At 54.6% G+C, this 19,521-nt stretch carries 22 protein-coding genes and 1 riboswitch; of the genes, 4 read left to right on the forward strand and 18 right to left on the reverse strand.

Going from position 1 to position 19,521, the window contains the following annotated elements:
* Position 1: 1 nt before the first annotated feature.
* Genes pduU through pduA form a run of 18 tightly spaced genes read right to left on the reverse strand, consistent with a single transcriptional unit; the run spans position 2 to position 14,203 of the window.
* Positions 2 to 352, reverse strand: coding sequence for a propanediol utilization microcompartment protein PduU (gene pduU / locus L2097_RS02700; protein ID WP_041851920.1), 351 nt, complete (start codon positions 350 to 352; stop codon positions 2 to 4).
* Complete coding sequence (pduT, locus tag L2097_RS02705) at positions 352 to 906, reverse strand: propanediol utilization microcompartment protein PduT (RefSeq protein ID WP_047369647.1); 555 nt, start codon at positions 904 to 906, stop codon at positions 352 to 354. Before pduT ends, pduU begins: the two co-directional genes overlap by 1 nt.
* 2 nt (positions 907 to 908) lie before the next feature.
* Positions 909 to 2,240, reverse strand: a complete 1,332-nt coding sequence (locus tag L2097_RS02710; protein ID WP_250353117.1) for a 4Fe-4S dicluster domain-containing protein — start codon at positions 2,238 to 2,240, stop codon at positions 909 to 911.
* Between the two features lie 35 nt (positions 2,241 to 2,275).
* A complete protein-coding gene (locus L2097_RS02715; protein ID WP_250352072.1) occupies positions 2,276 to 3,388 on the reverse strand; it encodes a 1-propanol dehydrogenase PduQ in 1,113 nt (370 codons plus the stop codon).
* Between the two features lie 11 nt (positions 3,389 to 3,399).
* Complete coding sequence (gene pduP, locus L2097_RS02720; protein WP_250352073.1) at positions 3,400 to 4,791, reverse strand: CoA-acylating propionaldehyde dehydrogenase PduP; 1,392 nt, start codon at positions 4,789 to 4,791, stop codon at positions 3,400 to 3,402.
* Entirely contained in the window at positions 4,791 to 5,795 is a 1,005-nt protein-coding gene (gene pduO / locus L2097_RS02725; RefSeq protein ID WP_250352074.1) for a two-domain cob(I)yrinic acid a,c-diamide adenosyltransferase PduO, read from the reverse strand. Before pduO ends, pduP begins: the two co-directional genes overlap by 1 nt.
* Before the next feature lie 9 nt (positions 5,796 to 5,804).
* Positions 5,805 to 6,080 carry a EutN/CcmL family microcompartment protein gene (locus L2097_RS02730; RefSeq protein WP_041851915.1) on the reverse strand — a complete coding sequence of 92 codons (276 nt, stop codon included), beginning with the start codon at positions 6,078 to 6,080 and terminating at the stop codon, positions 5,805 to 5,807.
* A 3-nt stretch (positions 6,081 to 6,083) separates the two neighbouring features.
* A complete protein-coding gene (gene pduM, locus L2097_RS02735) occupies positions 6,084 to 6,575 on the reverse strand; it encodes a microcompartment protein PduM (RefSeq protein ID WP_047369651.1) in 492 nt (163 codons plus the stop codon).
* A complete protein-coding gene (locus L2097_RS02740) occupies positions 6,572 to 7,204 on the reverse strand; it encodes a phosphate propanoyltransferase (RefSeq protein ID WP_047369652.1) in 633 nt (210 codons plus the stop codon). The genes pduM and L2097_RS02740 overlap by 4 nt, the downstream gene beginning before the upstream one ends.
* Positions 7,205 to 7,206: 2 nt before the next feature.
* Positions 7,207 to 7,698, reverse strand: a complete 492-nt coding sequence (locus tag L2097_RS02745) for a BMC domain-containing protein (RefSeq protein ID WP_250352075.1) — start codon at positions 7,696 to 7,698, stop codon at positions 7,207 to 7,209.
* Between the two features lie 22 nt (positions 7,699 to 7,720).
* A complete protein-coding gene (gene pduJ, locus L2097_RS02750) occupies positions 7,721 to 7,996 on the reverse strand; it encodes a propanediol utilization microcompartment protein PduJ (RefSeq protein ID WP_041851911.1) in 276 nt (91 codons plus the stop codon).
* Positions 7,997 to 8,028: 32 nt separating this feature from the next.
* Positions 8,029 to 8,367, reverse strand: coding sequence for a glycerol dehydratase reactivase beta/small subunit family protein (locus L2097_RS02755; RefSeq protein ID WP_047369654.1), 339 nt, complete (start codon positions 8,365 to 8,367; stop codon positions 8,029 to 8,031).
* Positions 8,357 to 10,189 carry a diol dehydratase reactivase subunit alpha gene (locus tag L2097_RS02760; RefSeq protein WP_047369655.1) on the reverse strand — a complete coding sequence of 611 codons (1,833 nt, stop codon included), beginning with the start codon at positions 10,187 to 10,189 and terminating at the stop codon, positions 8,357 to 8,359. Before L2097_RS02760 ends, L2097_RS02755 begins: the two co-directional genes overlap by 11 nt.
* Positions 10,190 to 10,204: 15 nt before the next feature.
* The gene (gene pduE / locus L2097_RS02765; protein WP_085007238.1) at positions 10,205 to 10,732 is read right to left on the reverse strand and encodes a propanediol dehydratase small subunit PduE; all 528 of its coding nucleotides are present in this window, start codon (positions 10,730 to 10,732) and stop codon (positions 10,205 to 10,207) included.
* A gap of 12 nt (positions 10,733 to 10,744) precedes the next feature.
* Positions 10,745 to 11,416, reverse strand: a complete 672-nt coding sequence (locus L2097_RS02770) for a propanediol/glycerol family dehydratase medium subunit (protein WP_085007237.1) — start codon at positions 11,414 to 11,416, stop codon at positions 10,745 to 10,747.
* A gap of 10 nt (positions 11,417 to 11,426) precedes the next feature.
* A complete protein-coding gene (gene pduC / locus L2097_RS02775) occupies positions 11,427 to 13,091 on the reverse strand; it encodes a propanediol dehydratase large subunit PduC (protein WP_142517942.1) in 1,665 nt (554 codons plus the stop codon).
* Between the two features lie 18 nt (positions 13,092 to 13,109).
* Positions 13,110 to 13,922: a propanediol utilization microcompartment protein PduB gene (gene pduB, locus L2097_RS02780; RefSeq protein ID WP_047369659.1), complete on the reverse strand. Its 813-nt coding sequence runs from the start codon at positions 13,920 to 13,922 to the stop codon at positions 13,110 to 13,112.
* A complete protein-coding gene (pduA, locus tag L2097_RS02785; protein WP_041851904.1) occupies positions 13,919 to 14,203 on the reverse strand; it encodes a propanediol utilization microcompartment protein PduA in 285 nt (94 codons plus the stop codon). Before pduA ends, pduB begins: the two co-directional genes overlap by 4 nt.
* A gap of 529 nt (positions 14,204 to 14,732) precedes the next feature.
* On the opposite strand from pduA, the gene pduF reads away from it, so the two are divergent.
* From pduF to cbiB, 4 genes are all read left to right on the forward strand, one after another.
* Positions 14,733 to 15,542 carry a propanediol diffusion facilitator PduF gene (gene pduF / locus L2097_RS02790; protein WP_047369660.1) on the forward strand — a complete coding sequence of 270 codons (810 nt, stop codon included), beginning with the start codon at positions 14,733 to 14,735 and terminating at the stop codon, positions 15,540 to 15,542.
* A 224-nt stretch (positions 15,543 to 15,766) separates the two neighbouring features.
* Entirely contained in the window at positions 15,767 to 16,678 is a 912-nt protein-coding gene (gene pocR, locus L2097_RS02795) for a transcriptional regulator PocR (RefSeq protein WP_041851902.1), read from the forward strand.
* Positions 16,679 to 16,896: 218 nt separating this feature from the next.
* Positions 16,897 to 17,075: riboswitch (cobalamin riboswitch) on the forward strand.
* 99 nt (positions 17,076 to 17,174) lie between these two features.
* Positions 17,175 to 18,554, forward strand: a complete 1,380-nt coding sequence (locus tag L2097_RS02800; protein ID WP_250352076.1) for a cobyrinic acid a,c-diamide synthase CobB — start codon at positions 17,175 to 17,177, stop codon at positions 18,552 to 18,554.
* Positions 18,551 to 19,513, forward strand: a complete 963-nt coding sequence (gene cbiB / locus L2097_RS02805; protein ID WP_250352077.1) for an adenosylcobinamide-phosphate synthase CbiB — start codon at positions 18,551 to 18,553, stop codon at positions 19,511 to 19,513. The genes L2097_RS02800 and cbiB overlap by 4 nt, the downstream gene beginning before the upstream one ends.
* Positions 19,514 to 19,521 lie beyond the last annotated feature (8 nt).

Here is a 19,521-nt window from a genome sequence, read left to right on the forward strand (position 1 = left end):
GTCAGGTCCTTGTGACCTGACAGGTCGTAAAATGCAGCATTTCACCGAGCGAACGCGTCACCTGGCGTAGTGCATATTCCACCGAAGAGACATCGCCCGTGAGGACCACGGCGCCCGTGAAACGATCGATAAACCCAATCTCTACCGCCCCGGATTTGGTCGCAATATCGCAGGCAATAATCGAGGCTTCGCTGGGGGTAATCGTCAGGATGCCAATGGCAGAAGCCGTCTCGCTTAACCCCAGCTTTTTGTAGAGATCTTTGCCTGGGTTGGCAATTAAATGGGCGAGGGTGACCTGCTTACCGGGCACATATTCCTGAATCATGCGTTCAGTACTGCGTTGTGTCTCCATTACCCCTCCACAATCTGTCGCCACATGGCTTCATGGGGACGTGGGATCACCGAGCGGTACACAAGTAACCCTTTTTCGCCAGCGCTTTCACTGGCAACGGCGACGGCATTTTCCACATCCGAGATATCGCCGGACACGACCATATAGCATTTGCCGCCGATGCCGAATGCCATATGGACGCGTACCAGGGTGACATTCGACGCTTTCACCGCTCGATCAGCCGCGCTCACGCACGCGGCCACGCTCCAGGTTTCAACGATACCCACGGCCTGGCGTTGTTCTACGGTATTAAGCCCGCTAATGGCAGGCAGGACGCTGGCATGGATATTGGGGAGAACCAGGCTGTCGACCAGCATCTCTCCGGCCTGGCTGTCACCGGTGGCAATAGCCTGTTGGACTGCGCCCACATCGCCTCCCACCATGATCAGAAATTTACCGGGGCAGAGCGTTTTGCTGACCAGAAGCGTCACATTGGCGCTTTTCAGCATGGCATCACCCAATTCCATGCCTTTGGCGATGCTGGTTAATTCAAGTATTCCAATAGCCTGTGACATGGTTATCCTCGTGCAACCGTAATGGCTGTATCTGTGACCGACGCAATAATGCCGTCGATGCTGGCATGAAGGGGAACACCCAGCGCACCTTCGGGAACGTCGGCTATGCGTTGCCCCCGGATGACGGTTTCACCCTCTGTTACGCAGGGAATCGCTGGCGCACCAATATGCTGGTGCAGCGGCAAGACGACCTGTGAAGGGGTAATATCGAACGCTTCCAGCGGCGCATCATGGTACCAGTCGCCCAGGCCAAGTTTGGTCACCAGACGCTTGACGGGGATCAGGCGATAGCGTGCCATCTCATCAGCTTCGCGCAGCGGCCCGTTATAGCGAGCACCGCTGGCGCGTAACTCAGCTTTCAGCAGACGGTTGACCCGCATCGGCGAGATGCCCACCGGGCAGGCAACGCTCTCGCAGACATTGCATTCAGAACAGGTCAAGGCGCTTAGCAGCGTTTGTGGTGTAGCGACATTTTGATAATTGACGGCCCGCACCAGCAGGTGAGGCGAGAGTTCGTGGCCGATCAAATGCCTTGGACAGAGATCGGTACATAACTTGCACTGTTCGCAGACGGTACGGGCGATAGACAGCACGGTACGGTCGTCCTGCAAACGGCGTTGAATCAGCGAGTGCGATTTCGGTAGAACCAGCAGACCACCCGTGGTTTTCGTCACCGGTGAATCCAGCGATGGCAAAAGCCCACCCATCATCGGGCCACCGTTAATAAAACCAGGGTCATCTGGCGTGGCGCCACCCGCCATTTCCAGCACTTCGCGTAACGATATACCCAGCGGAACCGTTACGGTCATGGGATGACGTACCGCGCCGTTTACCGTCAGGGTTCTGCGGGTCACGGGATATTGCTGTTCCACGGCACGTGCGATATTGAGGACGGTCTGCACATTATTGACGACAACTCCAACACTAACCGGCAGCGCGGCTGGTGCGACACGGCGCCCTGTTGCCATCCAGATAGTGATGACCTCATCTCCGGCGGGATAAACGTCAGGCAGAATATGCAGCCGAATCTGCGCCGGTAGCAGAGGGGTAAGTGCGGCAATGGCGGCGCGGTATTTTTCTTTGAGCGCAATAATACCCTCTGTAGCGCCCGTTGCCGTCATGCCATAAAGTATGCCGCGTATCAGTCGTGCCGCCTGTTGGGCCATCAATTGCTGGTCTACTTTCAGCATCGGTTCGCATTCGGCGGCATTAACCAGAAAAATCTCGACCTGCGCCTGTAGTTTTACATGGGTTGGAAAACCAGCGCCGCCAGCGCCAACGACGCCAGCTTCGCGAACGCGCTGGCGAACGGTCTCAGCCGTTGCCGGGGTCAGTTCGCCCCAGGGGGGCGGGAGAAGGGCCGCTTCGCTCACAGCAATTCCTCCAGAAGATGTCGAATGTCATCGCCATCAGCAGGGCGAGGTGTGGTTTTGAGCGTGACATCAGCCAGTGCAGCCTGAACCATGGCGGGGATCCGCTCACGGAATTTGCCTTTGTCTGCTTTCAGCGTGGCTGTAAGCATTGGCATCTCACACTGTTGCCGAAGCTGCTCTATCTGGCGAATCAGTGAATTAATCGCAACCAGGTCATTCGCGCCAGTCGGGCAAAAATGGCAGGCTTTTGCCAGCCGGGCATAACGCTTTGCTGCGCGTTTATCGCCTGCATTAAAGCGGATGACCGCACCCAGCAGTAGGGCGTTAGCCAACCCATGTGGCAGGTGAAACTGCCCACCAAGTTGATGGGCGATGGCGTGATTAATGCCTAAGCCCGCCTGACTGAATGCCATCCCGGCAAGAGTGGCGGCATTGTGCATTTTTCCACGCGTCGCCAGACAATCGCCTTTACGCACCGCCGTCGGCAGATACTGAAAGACAAGCTGTGCTGCTTTCTCCGCCATCGCATCGGTAAAATCACTGGCCCGGGGTGATACATAGGCTTCAAGGGCATGGGTCAGCACATCCATACCGGTATTCGCCGTGATAGCGGGGGGGACGCTGACAACCAGCGTCGGGTCGAGAATGGCGATATCGGGATAGAGCGCATTATCGAATAAGGGGTATTTGATGCCTTTATCCGGGTCGCTTATCACGCATGCGCTGGTCACCTCTGAGCCAGTGCCGCTGGTGGTCGGAATAGCGACACAGGTTTCAATATTGACGCCCTGCTGTTTGCTGAACCAGACGATCGCTTTTGCCGCATCCAGCGCGGAGCCGCCGCCAAAACCGATCACCACCTGCGGCTGGAGTGCATGCATTTGCGTAATGCCTTCCACAACCGTGACGATGGTCGGATCCGGAGTGATGTCGCTAAAGACACTGATGCGGTTATCTGCCGGAATGGCCTGGCGCAGCATCTCAATAAGCGGCGAGCTGGCAAGAAAACCGTCGCAAACAATCCATATGTGCTTATTGCGAAAGCGCTTAAGCACCTCAAGGCTTCCTGCTCCGCTGTAGAGTCGCGTTTGCAGCGAAAATCTCTTCATAACGACCTCGGTTAGCGAATGGAGAAGCCGTTGGTCAGTACGCAACGGCGCGAACGCGCAAAGGTTTTTGCCGATGTCGTGCCTTCGCCGGTTGGTGTGGCGATGGTGAACGTGGTAAAGCCTTCACCGCCGACGCCAATCCCCGCATAGGACGGTCCGTTTTTCACAAAAATGGAGGTCTGCAAACTGCGCGCGGCCAGATTTAAGCGGGAGACATTTTGTGAGTGCATTACCGCCGTATGGTGCAAGCCTTCCTCAACAACGAGGGCAAGGGCGAGGGCAGCATCGAAGTCGTTAACCCGAACGACAGGCAGTACAGGCATTAATTGCTCAGCGGTAACCAGCGGGTCGTTGCCTTGTACTTCGGCGATCAGCAGACGTGGGGCTTTCGGCGGTACGCTCAGACCTGCGGCCTGCAGAATCTGCGCAGGGCTTTTACCCACCAGTTTTTTGTTGGCCACCCCATCCTGGATACAGACGGCGCGCAGTTTATCGATATCCGCACCGGTAATGCGCAATGCGCCAAATGCCTGCATCTGTTGCATCAGGCGGTCTGCAACACAGTCGACCACAATCAGGCTCTTTTCCGCGATACAGGGCAGGTTGTAATCGAAGGATGCGCCATTGATGATGTCTTCTGCGGCTTTCACCAGATCGGCGGTTTCGTCAACAATACACGGTGGGTTTCCGGCACCGGCGCCGATCACTTTCTTACCGCTCTTAAGGCCCATCAACACAATGCCGGGACCACCGGTGATGGCCAGCAGGGCGATTTTTGGATGCGCCATCATCTGCTGGGTGGCTTCGAAAGTGGGCTCGGCAACGGTGACGACCAGATTGCGAATACCCGTATGACGAAACGCGATATCTTCGATCATGCGGATCAGCTTGAGTGAAACTTTTTTCGCCCCCGGATGTGGGCTGAAATAAATGGTATTGCCTGCTGCCAGCATACTTATGCTGTTATTGATGATGGTTTCGGTCGGGTTCGTGCTGGGGGCAACGGAGCCAATGACGCCAAACGGCGAATATTCGAATAACACCATGCCGCCGTCACCGGTCAGTGCGCTGGTGGTAAGATCTTCAATACCCGGGGTGTTTTCCAGCGCGGCTTTGTTTTTGAGAAACTTGTCTTCTTTGTTGCCCATACCGGTTTCTGTGGCGCTCTCCTCTGCCAGTTCGGCCAGACAGGGAGCCAGCTCATCGCGAATGCCAGAAATAATGGCGCTGCGGGTTTTTAAGGGGCACTGTTGGTAGCGCAGGAAGGCCTGGTGCGCTGCGTTGATAGCCTCCTCTGGCGTGGTGAAAACTCCCTGTGTGCCGCTCTCTTTTTTCTCTGGCACAGGTGTTAGTTGTTCGCTCAGGATGGTGCGAATAAGGGTTTCAATTTCGGTCGTATTCATTATTTTTTTCCCGTGTTAATCGCCGCAAGTGCGGTCTGAGCAATGTCCATGTCTTGCTCAACGGAACCACCGCTGATGCCAAGACCACCAATGATGTTGCCGTCACGCCAGATGGGGAAACCGCCGCCAAATGTGACAACTTTGCCTTCCATGTGCGCCTCTAGCCCATACAGCGCGCGTCCTGGTTGCACTGCGTCTGATAGTTCGTGTGTCGCCGATTTCATCGCGACCGCCGTCCAGGCTTTTTTCGGCGCAAGTTCGCTACTGACCAGCAGCGCGTCGGGCATGCGCCAGGTCAGCATGCCGATACCATGGGCGTCCACGACGCTTATCACCACCGGCACGTTAAGCTCGCCTGCGCGTGCCATTGCGGTTTTTGCCAGCTGATGAAGGTCATGAAATGAAAGTGACAAGGGGGTGTCCTTCGCCGGTTTGGCTTGCGCCGCAGCGCGATAACGCGTCGCGACTTCGTGAATGACTTTTTCCTGGTGCGCCAGATGGTCTTCAAGGCGGGCCAGCGCGTACAAGCAGTCGGAAAGGCGGTTGATATAGCGCATCAGCACCTGACGGATGTTTACCTGTTCACTTAACTCCACCAGGCGACGCTCGGCTTTGCGAGCCAGTGTCCGGGCAACATGCAAACGGGCTGCTGCTTCGCAGCGGCCAGGCAACACAAAGCTGTGGACGTTGTCGACCTGGGACATCGCGTTGTCTATGGCCTGTTCCAGCATTGCAATATCTTCGGCGCTGACATAGCGCTGTTTTGGCGAGGGTGTTTCGCTTTCGCTCGCCAGTTCGGCGCTAAACCAGAAAATCTGCAGCTGCACCGCTTCCAGAAAGGGCTTGCTGGTGGGTGCTTGCACGGCGCATGCGCAGAGGCTCAACTGGGAATTGAGTTCATCCAGTGTGCCGTACGCCTCGACGCGCGGATGGGTTTTGCTGACGCGCTGGCCGCTAAACAGGGCTGTTGTGCCAGCGTCGCCAGTGCGGGTATAAATAGCCATTATTCCTCCTTAGCGGGACAGGGTGTCGACAATGCCCACCACCGCCAAATCAATGGCTTCGTTCGGGCCGGAAAAAACATGCCTCGCACTGGAGCCACTGCTGAGCAGAACCAGTTCGCCGACACCTGCACCAACGGAATCAACGGCCACTTCATCACCTTGTAATGGATTGGCGGGAAGTTCGCCGTCTGCCGTAACCCGCCGGACCAGCAGCAATTTTTTGCCCACCAGAGAAGCGGATTTTTGTGTCGAGACTACCGAGCCAGTTACCCTTGCGAGATGCATGCTTTACTCCTGCTTCACGAGTCGTATGTGTTGCGAAATCACCGCGTCGCGGGCAAGCGCCGTGATGACCGTTTTACGTGAGATGGCAAGCCAGCATGCGTTGAGACCGACGACATCGCGGTAACTCAATACTTTTGCCTGATGGATAACCACCGAGCTTCCTTGCTCGTCCATGAACGTCACAGGCAGTTTTGCCAATGTTTTCAGGGGCAAGCAGGGCAGCAGCCTGCTGTTTAACGTAATGCTCACGGACATGCCCAATGCCAGGGCTTCAAACAGGTGCGCAACGGCGGTGTTGTCCTGGTCGCCGTCTGCCAGAGCACGTAAGAAACACATGTCAGTCTGTTGCACGCAGAGCGCATCATGGTTCAGAAAACACTTCATTGCAGAAGCATGACGCAGTTCTTCCTGGCTCAGCGTGATGGTATTGCCCTGCCTGGCCTGCAGGCGGGCAACGATCAGCTCGACAATGTGCGCCAACTGTTCGCTGTTCATGCGCGTGGTACCAGACGAGCGCGAGCGCCGGATTCATCTGCGCCACAGGCGTTCGCTTCATCGGTGTCGATATGCATTTCGAGAAGCAAACCCGGCGCCACGCGGATGGCGACATCATCAAAAATCACCCGGCGCCCGGTGCCATCAATTGCAACGCAGACGTTATCGCCATGGGAAACACGCAGGACCAGGGCGTCGAGCGGCGACATATGAATGTGCCGTTGTGCGACGATGACGCCGTTGGGTAAGTCGATTTCCGCATACGGACTCACCAGCCTGATCCCTGGTGTACCCGCCAGATTGCCGGACATGCGTAGCGGGGCGGCGATACCCAACGTACGGGCATCCGTACGTGAGATCTCGACCTGGCTGGCGCCGCGTAGCGGGCCAAGCAGGCGCACATTTTTCAGTTGCCCTTTTGGTCCTACCAGTGTGACAGTTTGCTCAGCGGCAAAATAACCGGGTTGCAGCAACGCTTTTTTAATCGTCACCGTCTGACCGGGAAATAACCGCTCGAAATCCTCAGGTGAAAGATGGATATGTCGGTTCGATATACCCAGAGGGATGGGACGCGCACGCATCTCATCCAGAACCTGAGTGACCACATTTTCGACTAACTGTTTATCCATATTTATTCCCCTCGCTGACCGCTATGAATACACAGCGAGCGCGGTTCCCCTTTCTGGCGTGGACACGCCGGGTCAAGGCAAAGATTGCAGGTCACCAGTTGAATCGCCGTCAATTCGGAAGCGGCGGATGTTTCCTCACGCAATGGCTGCACGTGCTCAATGCTCTGAACCGGTTTTTCCGTTGTTGTTATCGACACAGGCGGCGTTTCAGGGATGGCTGCACGCGTTGGTGCAGAGGCCAGAATCCCCTCAGCAGGCCGTGCAATGACCTTTTGTGCCACCAGCCCGTTACGCGTTTGCGCAAAGTTGGCGCCAGTGATGATGGCCGACTGAACAGAGGCCACATCACCAGCGACTTTGATTACCGTCCAGCCAGAGCCATTGGTTTTTTCCATACCCAGCAGCGTGATGGAAGCGGCTTTCGCCATAACATCCGCGCAACTGATAGCCAGCGCCAGACCGCTAACTTCAAGTAATCCGAGTGATTGCTTCACGCTGTGCTCCTTTATCTGCCAGTCAGGCTGATTTCGGTAAAATGGCTTCGACGTCGCTGTGCGGACGCGGGATTACGTGACAAGATTTCACTTCACCCACCGCGCTGGCTGCCGCAGCGCCTGCGTCAACGGCGGCTTTCACTGCACCCACGTCACCGCGCACCATGACGGTGACCAGACCCGAACCAATTTTTTCGTAACCTACCAGTTGCACGTTGGCGGATTTCACCATGGCATCGGCGGCTTCGATTGCACCCACCAGACCTTTTGTTTCAACCAGTCCCAATGCGTTGTTCATACTGCGTTTCTCCTGTTTATGGATAAAAGTGGTTACCGGAACGGTATCCCCTTCACCAGTCTGGCGGCGTTATTACCTGCCTTGCGCCGGGACTGGAGGTCTTCATGAAGCATCAGCGTAAAAAGCGGCGCTGATGCGGGTAAATTTCGGTAATGGATAACCAGTTGCTGGCTATCGCAGGCGATACCAACCAGCAGCGCCGATTGGTTCGCTGCCTGCCAGGCATGGGCGACGACATCAAGCCCGGAGGCCTGTTGCCAGCGCCAGGGAATACCTTCCTCTTCAATTCCCCACAGCACTTCCTGCCACTGCGGTTGGCACTCTGCGAGCGCCGTGATAACAATGACCGGGCTGTCCTGCTTAACGTCCATTGGCATACTCCTTCTGCCAGGAAAGGATCAGCCCCGTTGCGACTGCGTTGCGTGGACCTTCGACGCCGCGGATATTTCCCCGTCCGGCCACCAGTCTGTAATGGGCAAGGGCATCGGTGACGAGTTGCGGTATCTCGAAGTCGAGTGAGGAGCCGCCAACCAGCACCACGAACGGAATATCGCGGATGTTTCCGGTTGGGCTTACCTGGCGCAGGGCGCGCAGGGCATTAGTGACAAACACGCGCTCTTTGGCGCTGCGGCGAATAATGCGTACTTTTTCCAGCGCCAGGTCTCCCGGCAGCGGCACCAGCTCATCGGGTTTCACAACGCACACGCGGGCAAACACCGCGGGTGGAAGAGGAGTTGGGAAAAATTGCACGCTGCCGTCTTCATGGCGCAGATGAAAAAGGCTTTCGACTTTCGCGAGTGGGTACTTTTTGATTTCCTCCGCCAGATAGCGATCCTCCAGCCCCAGCTCGCGAGCGATGATCATCGTCACCATGTCTCCGGCTCCGGCCAGATGGGTGGCGGTAATTTGCCCCTGCGGCGTAATAATCGAGGCGTCAGTCGAGCCCGCGCCAAGATCAAGAATGGCCAGCGGCCTCGATGTGCCCGGCGTGGTGAGCGCGCCAAAGATGGCGGCTTCTGCTTCTGCACCGCCCACCTGCACGTCAACGTGCAGTTTTTGCTCAATTTCGTGGGCAATCATGGCCATCTGCAGGCGGTCTGATTTGACCATCGAGGCGATGCCGACGGCTTGTTCGAGTGAGAACTCTCCTGCCAGCCCCCCGGTCACGTTGACCGGTACGGCGGTATCGACAGCGAGAAGATCCTGAATAAATACATCGCTGCTGGGTTTGTTGGTGAGCTCAGCCATGGTCTGGCGGACATGTTCCAGCATGCCGCCGATATTGGTGCCAGCCTCGCCGGTGACGTTATCCAGTGTTGGACATTCATTCACCGCTTTCATGATGGCATCGGCCCCGGCGGCAACGTCGACCTTGAGCGTTCTGCCTTTGGCTATAAGCTCAATATTCCCGGCGGGAATTGAGCGGGCTTTTACATCACCGGAGGGGGTCTTCACGACGACAGCAGAACGGTTACCAATCAGCGCCCTGGCCACGGGCACGATGTTGCGTGTCTCATCGGCGCTCAGGGAAAAGACAGTGGCGATGCCGTAAGGGTTAGAGAGACTTTCGATAACTTTGCCCGGCATCGCCACTTCAACAGCGGCGAGCATTCCCATTGGAATACGCTCGATATACAGCACTTCGTCAACGATAGGGACAGGGCGATCGAGGCGGTTACTGACCAGAACGCCATCGTCGCGCTGCAAAATGATGCCATTAATGTGATAACCGACTTGCGTTGAGGCATTGACCATGCGCGCAACATCGGAAAAATCGAATGCAGCGGAAACAACCAGAATATAAGGTTGATCCGCTGGACGGGTCAGAAGCTCATCCGGAGTGATCGTGATACCCACCCCCAGCCCGATACCACCGGGTGTTTTAGGGTTATGGCCTATCATTGTGGATTCGGTGATGATGGTTTCTGTGATGGTTTCCATCGCCACATCACCGATTACCGGGGTCGCTTCGTTGATACGAATAAGCGAAATATCGCCGACAGAGATACCCACATTGGCGACAACTTTGTTCAGCGCTTCCTGAATGCCGAATACATTGCGCAATGTGCCTTTAATACCCGTCGTTTCCGCAAGCGAACTGCTCACAATGTTCAGTACGCCAGTCTCATCCATCGTGGCCAGTGCCACCTCGGTTGACGAGTTACCTATATCAATGCCAGCTATATAACGCATAAGTCATCCCTGTGATTAATCGTCGCCTTTGAGTTTTTTCCGTTCGACGTAAAGCGCTGCCGCCTCACGTACAAACGCTGCGCAAATTTTTGCCTTATAGTGGCTTTCCAGATCCTCTGCGATATCCAGCAACTCTTGCTTGGTTGAACGGTAGGGACGCAGTGCGTTGTAAATTTCCAGGATGCGATCATCTGGTACAGCGGTCAGTTCCGCCGCGCGCTCGAAGTTCATAGCCAGTCGATCACGCCCCGCATCTTTGGCGATAGCTGCCTGGATACGCAGGGTCTCCGGGGTGATACGCATATCCTGCGCGGTGATTTTCCCGTTCAGCACGCTCTCCAGCGTTAACTCATCCAGGGTTTTATTGGTGGATGTTTTCACCCATTCCGGATGTTTGTTTGCCAGCGGATAATCGCTAACTTTGGCCTGATGCGTGGTTCCGCCGGATGGCGCGGTTGATGCCGTAACCGGGGCTGCCCCCTGCAGGCTATTCATACGGCTCAGCACATCACGAACCATTGATTCAATTGCGTCAGAATTCATGGTGTTGTCCTTTTAAAGCGCAACGCGCAGCTCTTGCGGGTTTTTCCCCGTCACGACGTACTTAGTCTCTTTGATATGCAGAATGGCGGACTTGGCCTGATATTTCGGACGTGCCATCTGATCGTTCAGAGTCGGTACAGGTTGCGGCGATTCGCGTTTCGCGTATTGCGCTGCGTTTTTGCCAATCTGGCGGTAGGTTTCCAGCGTCAGCAGCGGTGCCTGCGGGAAGAGTTCCAGGTTGGAAAGCGGCGGCAATCCTTTCTGATGGATGACCGTTGTACCTTTTGACTGGATACCCACCGAGATACCCGAGCCGCTCAGGCGGTTGCCTTCCACGGCGACAAACGCCACATCAGATGATTTGAAGCAGCGAATCACCCGCGCTTTCACCCCTTCTTCTTCAATACCGGCAATGACTTCACGCAGGATGCTCTTATGCGGCAAACCGACGATGTTTACGGTTTGCGAAAGACCGAAAGCAGGGCCAACGGCGATGATCACTTCATCCTGTTGAGTGCCGGGCTTCGCTTCGCCAATTTCCGTCAGAAAGCCGCCCTCAGCCGTTGCTGCGGGTTTAGCAGCACTACCAGGTTGGGCGCTAAACGAGACTTTTTTATCGCTGGTTTGCATTTCTGCCAGCACATCTTCGATGATTTGGCGCAGCAATTTTTCGTTAATTTCCATCATTCACCCCTTAGCCCATTTCGTTCGGATCGAGTGCGCCCGGGATGTTTTTGATCTCTTCCCAGCGTTCACCTTGCAGGCGATAACCTGTTGCCGGACCGGCATAGTCGTTCACATCGTTCACCGCAGAGAGCACCAGCCCGTCGCCGACGATGATGGCCGAGGTATGCAGGTAGTCACCGGTCAGTTTGGCTTTTTGAATGTTCAGCATGTCTTGTGCGACATCTTTAAAGCCACCCTGGGCCAGGGCTTTCACCACTTCGAGACCGTTACGATTCTTGCTGATGATTTCCTGGGCGAATTTGATGTCTTCGACGATATTGCGCTCTGGCATGTCTTTTGAGCCGTGGGCGTATGTTGCCGCTTCCACTTCTTCGTCAGTGATAGGCGGTAATCCCATACCGGCAAAGACGGCCTGCAAAGCGCGAGCCGCTTTGTTGCGAATGGCGATGACATCTTCTTCACGCACCGGGCGTAAACCACCATCAACTTTGAGGTCACGCTGGATAACGTTGTAATCGTCAAAGTCTTCCGCATCCTCGTTGGAGCCTGCGAACATGTTGTCGTAGTTCGGCACGGCGGAATAACCGGAGGAGATAAAATCGGTGCCCGGCAAGAATTGCATCAGCAGACGGGCGGTACGACGCATATCCGAATGGGTGAATGTCTGGTCATTACTGGACGCGCACTCCAGATCCAGAGCGGCACAAATCAGGTTTTCGGCAAGAATGGCGCGAATACCTGACGGCACGGCAGAAGGCACACCCACACAGCTTACCGAGCCGTTTTGCAGACCCTGAACACCCGCGGCTTTGGTGATGTAAATGCAGCGTGCTTCCAGGTAAAGCATGGATTTGCCTTCGGCATAACCCATCTGAACTTCTGACCCGGAGCCGGAGGTGAAGCGCATTTTCAGGCCACGAGAGGCATAGGAGGATGCGAGAAAGCCTTTTGACCAGGGCGTATCATCACCGTCAGTAAACACAGGCTCAGTACCATAAACGGAGATGGTTTCCGCATAACAGGTGTGGCCGAGCATGCCCAGTTTCAGTTCGGTTGCTTCTTCCAGAGAGCATTGGGTTAATACGCCTGGACGACCAACCTGTGAGCCGACCAACAACGCGATGGCATTGAAGGGGGCATAACGGGCGACCGCGACGGTGGTTTCCTGTTCGTCAAATCCACGGAATGCGCCCTCTGCAGCATCAGCGGCAATTTGTACCGGGTTGTCTTTAACGTTAGTGACATGTGCCTGCTGTGATGGGGTACGACGCGCGCGCATTTTCTGCATCGACATCATCATTTCCACCACGTTCATGTGCGACACCACTTCGACGATTTTTGCCGGAGTCATTGCAGTGGTGAGCGGCACAATGTCGCTGCGCTTAACGTTAGGATCGCAGAGCATATTGGCGAGCTTGACAGAGTCCATCGCCATCACTTCTTCCGCGCGCTCGAGATTGATACCGTAGCGGGCAATAAAGTGGTCAATCAGGTCAAATTTACTGGCGGGTTTACCGTCCAGTTCAGTCACCACGCCGTCGACAATGCGTATAGAAGGTTTAGGATCGTTCGGGCTTTCCATTGCGATAAAGCCTTCTTCAATCCACTCCTTCACAAAGCCGTCCTGGTTAACAGGGCGTTTCGCCAGCGCTTCAAATCGTTTCGATCTCATGAAACAGCCTCTCTGTTATCAGATGTAAGACGGGCGGTCGTTTTTCGGCTCAGAACCCATTGTGCCCAGCACGGTTTTACCGATCTCACGGGCCGAAATGACGGCCTGGCGCACAGCGCCGGAATCGCCGGAAATGATCAAAATGGCTTCGTTGCTATAGCTGGTGCCTTTTGCTGGAGAGCTATAGGCCACCACTTCCACATTGGCGGACTTCAGCGCCGTATCGGCCATCAACACCCCAACAGAGGCCGGTGCGCCAACGATCACGCCGCAGGCGCGGCCAACCGGTGCACCAAAAGCTTTTTCCAGCGCGTAGCTGGCGCGGGCGGTGTATTGCATTTCGATGTGACCAGCTTCGTTGGCATAAACATCGCCGAAGGTACGGTCGAGTTCTTTCAGTGCGACCTCGACAGCGCGTTTGACGTCGGAGACATCATTACCGCCGAAGAGGATCAGGGAGCCATGGCCCGCCCCACCTTTGGTATCACGCGGTAATTCAATGCTGATCACTTCGGTGTTGGTTGCCTTCACGGCCTCATCTGCCGCCATGATGTGCGGGCCTGCGCCAGTGCGCGCGCCGAGAATGCCGATTGAGCGGTAGCGTTTTTCCAGCTTCATCGCATCAAGTAATGCGCTATCGACGTTTGCGATCACCAGACCAACGGTGTCGCCGACCGCCGTACCTACAAATTCCGTTAAACTGCAGCTTTTTTCTGCCATAGCCGTCTCTCGTTTGGGATGGGTTACAGTGGGGGAGGTCGCCGGTGTCGGTGATGACACTTTGGCGATCACCTGAGCCATGATCTGTTCCACCAGGTCATTGCTACTCATTGGCTAATTCCCTTAGGTAAGATTTTTTCAACATCAGTGTGCGGACGCGGGATGACGTGTACGGCTTTCACTTCACCCACCTGAGCGGCTGCGGCAGCACCTGCATCCGTTGCTGCTTTCACGGCACCAACATCGCCGCGAACAATGACTGTCACCAGGCCAGAACCTATTTTCTCGTAGCCCACTAACATGACATTGGCGGATTTCACCATCGCATCTGCGGCTTCAATTGCTGCCGTTAAGCCTTTGGTTTCCACCATTCCTAATGCTTCTTGTTGCATAAAGACCTCGATAAGGTTGCCCCCGATTTTTGGACTATACAAATAAGCGAGGAAAAAGAATGGCTGTCCTGAAATTACATTCGGAACTTACTGGTTTAATTAAGTGAAATAATTGCTCTGTTAATTAACATGGTTATGATTTTAAAGGTTATTTTGTTGTTTTTGTTATGGCAAAATATTGCTATGTCAATTTCACTTTTACATTTTTGGAAGTGACTTTATAAAACTGTTGTGATATTTGCGCGGGCGGAATCATTCTGTGAGCAATGCTGTAAAACGATGCACGAAAAAAAAACAATAATTTGATATTTTAATAAAGCGAATAATCGCGAATGAAGTTGGGTGCAGCCTAATATTCATTTAGCTGGAATAGCAAAATATTGTTATTCAGAGGCGACTTTTTTGGCGTTTTCCGCCTGAGATTGCCAACACTTTTCAGTGTCGCATTCCTATAGTGAGCGGCGTTGTACTCTGCTGCCAGCTTCAGGCGTGCTGGTGAGATCGTGACTCTACCTGGAAGGTGACACAAATGAATGATTCACTTAAGGCACAATGCATTGCCGAGTTTTTAGGCACAGGGCTCTTTTTGTTCTTCGGTATCGGCTGCCTGTGCGCCATGAAAGTTTCCGGGGCTACGCTGGGGCTATGGGAAATTTGCATCATCTGGGGGTTGGGTATTTCGCTGGCCGTGTATTTGACCGCCGCTGTGTCCGGTGCACATTTGAACCCAGCGATTACCATCGCTTTGTGGCTATTTGCCTGCTTCCCAGCTCGTAAAGTGGTGCCGTACATTGTGGCGCAAGTTGCGGGCGCGTTCGGCGGGGCAGCTGTGGCCTATTTGCTCTACCACAGCGTATTTATTGAATATGAAACCGCGCATCACATCGTTAAAGGTAGCGTGGAAAGCCTGCAACTGGCGGCGTTGTTCAGCACTTATCCGGCTACCGCGCTGAGTATCTGGGAAGCGGCGCTGGTCGAAATTATCATTACTTCAATCTTGATGTGTATGATCATGGCGCTGACAGATGACGGCAATGGCGTACCACGTGGGCCTTTAGCACCGCTATTGATTGGCGTACTCGTCGCGGTGATTGGTGCGGCTACCGGACCATTAACCGGATTTGCAATGAACCCGGCGCGTGATTTTGGGCCGAAATTATTCACTTTCTTCGCGGGATGGGGAAACATTGCTTTCACAGGGGGCCGTGATATTCCGTATTTCCTCGTACCGATTATTGCCCCCATTATTGGGGCTTGCGGAGGGGCAGCCTGCTACCGCTATTTGATTGGCAAAAACCTCCCTTGCAATGCCTGTAAGCTGGAAGAGAGCAAAAGTTGACGTCTTCTCGAAATAGTATCCTGAAATTACTGTCCGACAATTGTTTATTTCGTGATCTGCTTTCATGAACGCGCTAAATCGTCTCCCAGGGATGGGAGACTTTTGTTATCTTGAATTCAGCCTATGGTCATTCGACGTTATTGGTTGCCTTTTAATATGAATGATTTGTAAACAAAATAGGTTTGTTTATAACAATAAATTAAAATTAACTGAGAGGTTTTATCATGATTTCTGCGAGTGCACTAAACTCCGAACTCATTAATAAAATCGCCCAGGATTTTGCACAAGCCACCGGTTTGGCCGTTGTTGTCGTTAATATCCACGGCGAAGAAATTTCCGAGCTTTTCAACTTCACCCCATTTTGCCAACTGATGCGTCAGAATCCGCAGCACAGCGCACGGTGTCGTATGAGCGATCGTTGTGGCGGCTTCGAAGCTTCTAAATCCAACCAACCCTGCATCTACCGTTGTCACGCCGGGCTTACCGACTTTTCTATTCCGCTGGTCATTGCCGGCCATCTGGTCGGGTTTGTGCTGTGCGGGCAGGTACGCTTGCGGGAAGGCGATAGTGTTGAACTCATTAATATTCTTAATATTGACGACCGCTGGCAGGCGGATCAGAAGCTGATGGATGAGTTTCTGAATGTCCCGGAGATGGACTACTCGCGGGTCATTGCGTCAGCGGATTTGCTTAAGCTGATTGTCGAAAATTGTCTTAAAAAACAACTCAACTTCGTTGTCATCAAAGATCAACAACAGGCGCAGGAAGCGGGACGAACGAGCCGAAATCAGGGGCCGCATGACAGTAAGATGAAGAAGGCGCTGCGTTATATTGATGCCCATCTCTCGGACGAGTTGCGTCTGGAGGATGTAGCAGCGCATGTTTATCTCAGCCCTTACTATTTCAGTAAGCTGTTCAAAAAATATCAGGGTATTGGTTTTAATGCGTGGGTAAATCGCCAGCGGATGGCGAGCGCAAAAGAAATGTTGTGTCACAGCGACTGGAGTATTGCCAGTATTGCGCGCAATTTAGGTTTTTCTCAAACGAGTTATTTTTGCAAAGTTTTTCGCCAGACATATCAGGTAACACCGCAGGTTTTTCGTCTGCAAAATAATGCAAACTATGACGGCGATTAAATTTCCGATAACAATATTTTGTTATTCATAACGGCAATAAAATTGCCTGAAAGGCAGTCTGAATAAGACATTGGGGAAAGGGTTGGACAATAAATTGTTATAGCGCAACAAATTATTGCCCATGCAGGGATAAACTGAACCAGTTTTTATTTTCCTGATGCGATAGATTGCAGTCAGGAGCAAAATCACTTTTTCAGCAATATGCTGTCGTAGTGATACGAACAATGAAGCCAACAGGTTTGCCGCAAATTATCGCGGCTGGGAAGGGGGTGAGAATCCCCCGCAGCCCCCGCTGCTGTGATGCTGACGACCCCGTAATCACCACTGATCGCAAGATTGGGAAGGACGGGCGAGGACGACGCTAAGCCAGAAGACCGGCCTGATGGTTACTCTCAACAACTTCGGTGGGAAGTCGGTTGCTCAGACGCGTACAGTCATAGACTGGGACTACGCATAGCCTGGCACAGCCTTTCCACCCTGAACGGGACTTTAAGGTATGTCTGACGGGCGTCGCGCCTTTATCCTTGCCGGTACCGGAAGTGGCTGTGGTAAAACCACCGTCACGCTTGGCCTGCTGAGCGTTTTGCAGCAGCGCGGTATGCGGGTGCAGCCATTTAAAGTCGGCCCGGACTACCTCGATACCGCCTGGCATACTGCCGTCACGGGTGTGGAATCCCGCAATCTTGACAGCTTTATGCTGCCCGCCCCTACGCTCAATGCGTTGTTTAACCAGCAAATGCAAGCCGCTGATATAGCCGTGATTGAAGGCGTTATGGGACTGTACGATGGTTATGGTACTGACCCCAATTATTGCAGCAGCGCCGCACTGGCAAAACAGCTTGGTGTCCCGGTCATCCTGCTGGTTGACGGGAAAGCGGTGTCGACCTCTATCGCCGCCACGGTGATGGGCTTTCAACATTTCGACCCGGCGCTCAACATTGCGGGCGTAATTGTTAATCGCGTCAACAGCGACAGCCATTTTCAGTTACTCAAACATGCTATCGAACACTATTGCGATATTCCCGCGTTGGGCTATGTTCCTGTCACGCCCGGCGTGGCATTGCCGGAGCGCCATCTGGGGCTAGTCGCCGCCCGCGAATCGGTCATCGATTCCCGGCCGTGGCGTGAATTTGCCGAACGCATCGCGCAAACGCTGGATATCGATAAGCTGCTTTCCCTGATCTCGCTCCCTTCGTTACCGGAGGGGCAATGGCCCGCTTTACCGGCGTGTGACGAAGGGGAGGGGATAACGCTCGCACTGGCCGATGACGAGGCCTTCAACTTTTATTACCCCGATAACATCCAGCTGCTATGCAATGCGGGTGTGAAGATTGTGCGCTTTAGCCCACTGCATGACGCTGAGCTGCCCGAATGCCAGATGCTCTGGCTCGGTGGCGGCTATCCGGAACTCCACGCCCGCGCGCTTTCTGCTAATACCTCCATGCTCGACGCCATACGTTCTGCGCATCGGCGTGGCGTGGCGATATACGCAGAGTGCGGCGGACTGATGTATCTCGGCTCTACGCTGCGCGATATTGAGGGCGATATTCATTCAATGGTGGGGGCGATACCCGGCCACAGCGAGATGGGAAAGCGTCTGACCCGCTTTGGCTATTGCGAAGCCACTGCCCGCCAGCCGACGCTGCTTGCCGATGCAGGGGAAACCCTGCGCGGCCATGAGTTCCACTACTCCGATTTTACCCCTGAGCAAGACGCGGTAATGCAGTGCCAGAAAACCCGCGATGGCAAGATTTTGTCCGAGTGGCAGGGCGGCTGGCAGGTGGGCAGCACCTACGCCAGCTATTTGCACATCCATTTTGCCCAACGTCCGGCCATGCTGAGCCGCTGGATTGCCGCCGCAAGGAGCACGTTATGACGATCCTTGCCTGGTGTGCCGCCTGGCTTTTTGACCGCTGGCTGGGTGACCCTCCGCACTGGCCACATCCGGTCCGCTGGATTGGCGCGCTGATCACCCTGACCCAGCGGGCCGTTCGCCGGGTCTGTCATTCCGATACCGCGCTGCGTGTCGGCGGTGGTGTGATGTGGCTGGTAGTCGTGGGGGCGACCTGGGGCGTGGCATACGGCGTGTTGATCCTTGCAGAATCCATTCATCCGTGGCTTGGCTGGTGTGTGGAGGTGTGGATGATCTACACCCTGCTGGCGGCGCGTTGCCTGGCAGATGCGGCACGGGAAGTGGAACACGCCTTACGCCACGGCTCGCTGGATGAAAGCCGGGAGAAACTCTCCTGGATTGTCGGGCGCGACACCTCGCAGTTACAGCCGCCGCAGATCACCCGCGCGGTGGTGGAAACCGTGGCAGAAAACACCGTGGATGGCGTGATTGCTCCGTTATTCTTTTTACTATTGGGTGGCGCGCCGCTGGCGATGGCCTACAAAGCGGTCAATACCCTCGATTCGATGGTCGGCTACAAACATGAAAAATATCGTGCCATTGGCATGGTGAGCGCGCGCATGGATGACGTGGCCAATTTTCTTCCGGCTCGCCTGAGTTGGTTATTGCTGAGCATTGCCGCCTGGATTTGCCGCCTGAACCCGGCACGCGCATTTCGCATCGGCTGGCGCGATCGTCGCAATCACAGCAGTCCCAACTGCGCCTGGCCGGAAGCTACCGTGGCAGGGGCGCTGGGCGTGCGGCTTGGCGGCCCCAATGACTACTTCGGCCAGCGCGTCGAAAAACCCTGGATTGGCGATGAGACCCGCGCCATCACCGTTGATGATATTTCGCAAACCATCCGCCTGATGTGGGTGGCCTCTACCCTGGCGCTGGCCGTGTTTGCGCTGATGCACGTTACGCTGGCAGGAGCAGCAATCTGATGAAAACA

Origin of the sequence: Citrobacter sp. MNAZ 1397, from assembly GCF_023613995.1 — a bacterium.
Classification (GTDB): domain Bacteria; phylum Pseudomonadota; class Gammaproteobacteria; order Enterobacterales; family Enterobacteriaceae; genus Phytobacter; species Phytobacter ursingii.

Excerpts from the sequence above, each read along its gene's own strand:
- L2097_RS02715 (WP_250352072.1), bottom strand. The coding sequence starts at position 3,388 with ATGAAGAGATTTTCGCTGCAAACGCGACTCTACAGCGGAGCAGGAAGC.
- pduC (WP_142517942.1), bottom strand. The coding sequence starts at position 13,091 with ATGAGATCGAAACGATTTGAAGCGCTGGCGAAACGCCCTGTTAACCAG.
- L2097_RS02800 (WP_250352076.1), top strand. The coding sequence starts at position 17,175 with ATGTCTGACGGGCGTCGCGCCTTTATCCTTGCCGGTACCGGAAGTGGC.
- L2097_RS02760 (WP_047369655.1), bottom strand. The coding sequence starts at position 10,189 with ATGCGTTATATAGCTGGCATTGATATAGGTAACTCGTCAACCGAGGTG.
- pduJ (WP_041851911.1), bottom strand. The coding sequence starts at position 7,996 with ATGAACAACGCATTGGGACTGGTTGAAACAAAAGGTCTGGTGGGTGCA.
- pduA (WP_041851904.1), bottom strand. The coding sequence starts at position 14,203 with ATGCAACAAGAAGCATTAGGAATGGTGGAAACCAAAGGCTTAACGGCA.
- pduT (WP_047369647.1), bottom strand. The coding sequence starts at position 906 with ATGTCACAGGCTATTGGAATACTTGAATTAACCAGCATCGCCAAAGGC.
- pduP (WP_250352073.1), bottom strand. The coding sequence starts at position 4,791 with ATGAATACGACCGAAATTGAAACCCTTATTCGCACCATCCTGAGCGAA.
- pduB (WP_047369659.1), bottom strand. The coding sequence starts at position 13,922 with ATGAGTAGCAATGACCTGGTGGAACAGATCATGGCTCAGGTGATCGCC.
- pduO (WP_250352074.1), bottom strand. The coding sequence starts at position 5,795 with ATGGCTATTTATACCCGCACTGGCGACGCTGGCACAACAGCCCTGTTT.
- L2097_RS02730 (WP_041851915.1), bottom strand. The coding sequence starts at position 6,080 with ATGCATCTCGCAAGGGTAACTGGCTCGGTAGTCTCGACACAAAAATCC.
- L2097_RS02755 (WP_047369654.1), bottom strand. The coding sequence starts at position 8,367 with ATGGACGTTAAGCAGGACAGCCCGGTCATTGTTATCACGGCGCTCGCA.
- pduM (WP_047369651.1), bottom strand. The coding sequence starts at position 6,575 with ATGAACAGCGAACAGTTGGCGCACATTGTCGAGCTGATCGTTGCCCGC.
- pduF (WP_047369660.1), top strand. The coding sequence starts at position 14,733 with ATGAATGATTCACTTAAGGCACAATGCATTGCCGAGTTTTTAGGCACA.
- pduU (WP_041851920.1), bottom strand. The coding sequence starts at position 352 with ATGGAGACACAACGCAGTACTGAACGCATGATTCAGGAATATGTGCCC.
- pocR (WP_041851902.1), top strand. The coding sequence starts at position 15,767 with ATGATTTCTGCGAGTGCACTAAACTCCGAACTCATTAATAAAATCGCC.
- cbiB (WP_250352077.1), top strand. The coding sequence starts at position 18,551 with ATGACGATCCTTGCCTGGTGTGCCGCCTGGCTTTTTGACCGCTGGCTG.
- L2097_RS02740 (WP_047369652.1), bottom strand. The coding sequence starts at position 7,204 with ATGGATAAACAGTTAGTCGAAAATGTGGTCACTCAGGTTCTGGATGAG.
- pduE (WP_085007238.1), bottom strand. The coding sequence starts at position 10,732 with ATGAATTCTGACGCAATTGAATCAATGGTTCGTGATGTGCTGAGCCGT.
- L2097_RS02770 (WP_085007237.1), bottom strand. The coding sequence starts at position 11,416 with ATGGAAATTAACGAAAAATTGCTGCGCCAAATCATCGAAGATGTGCTG.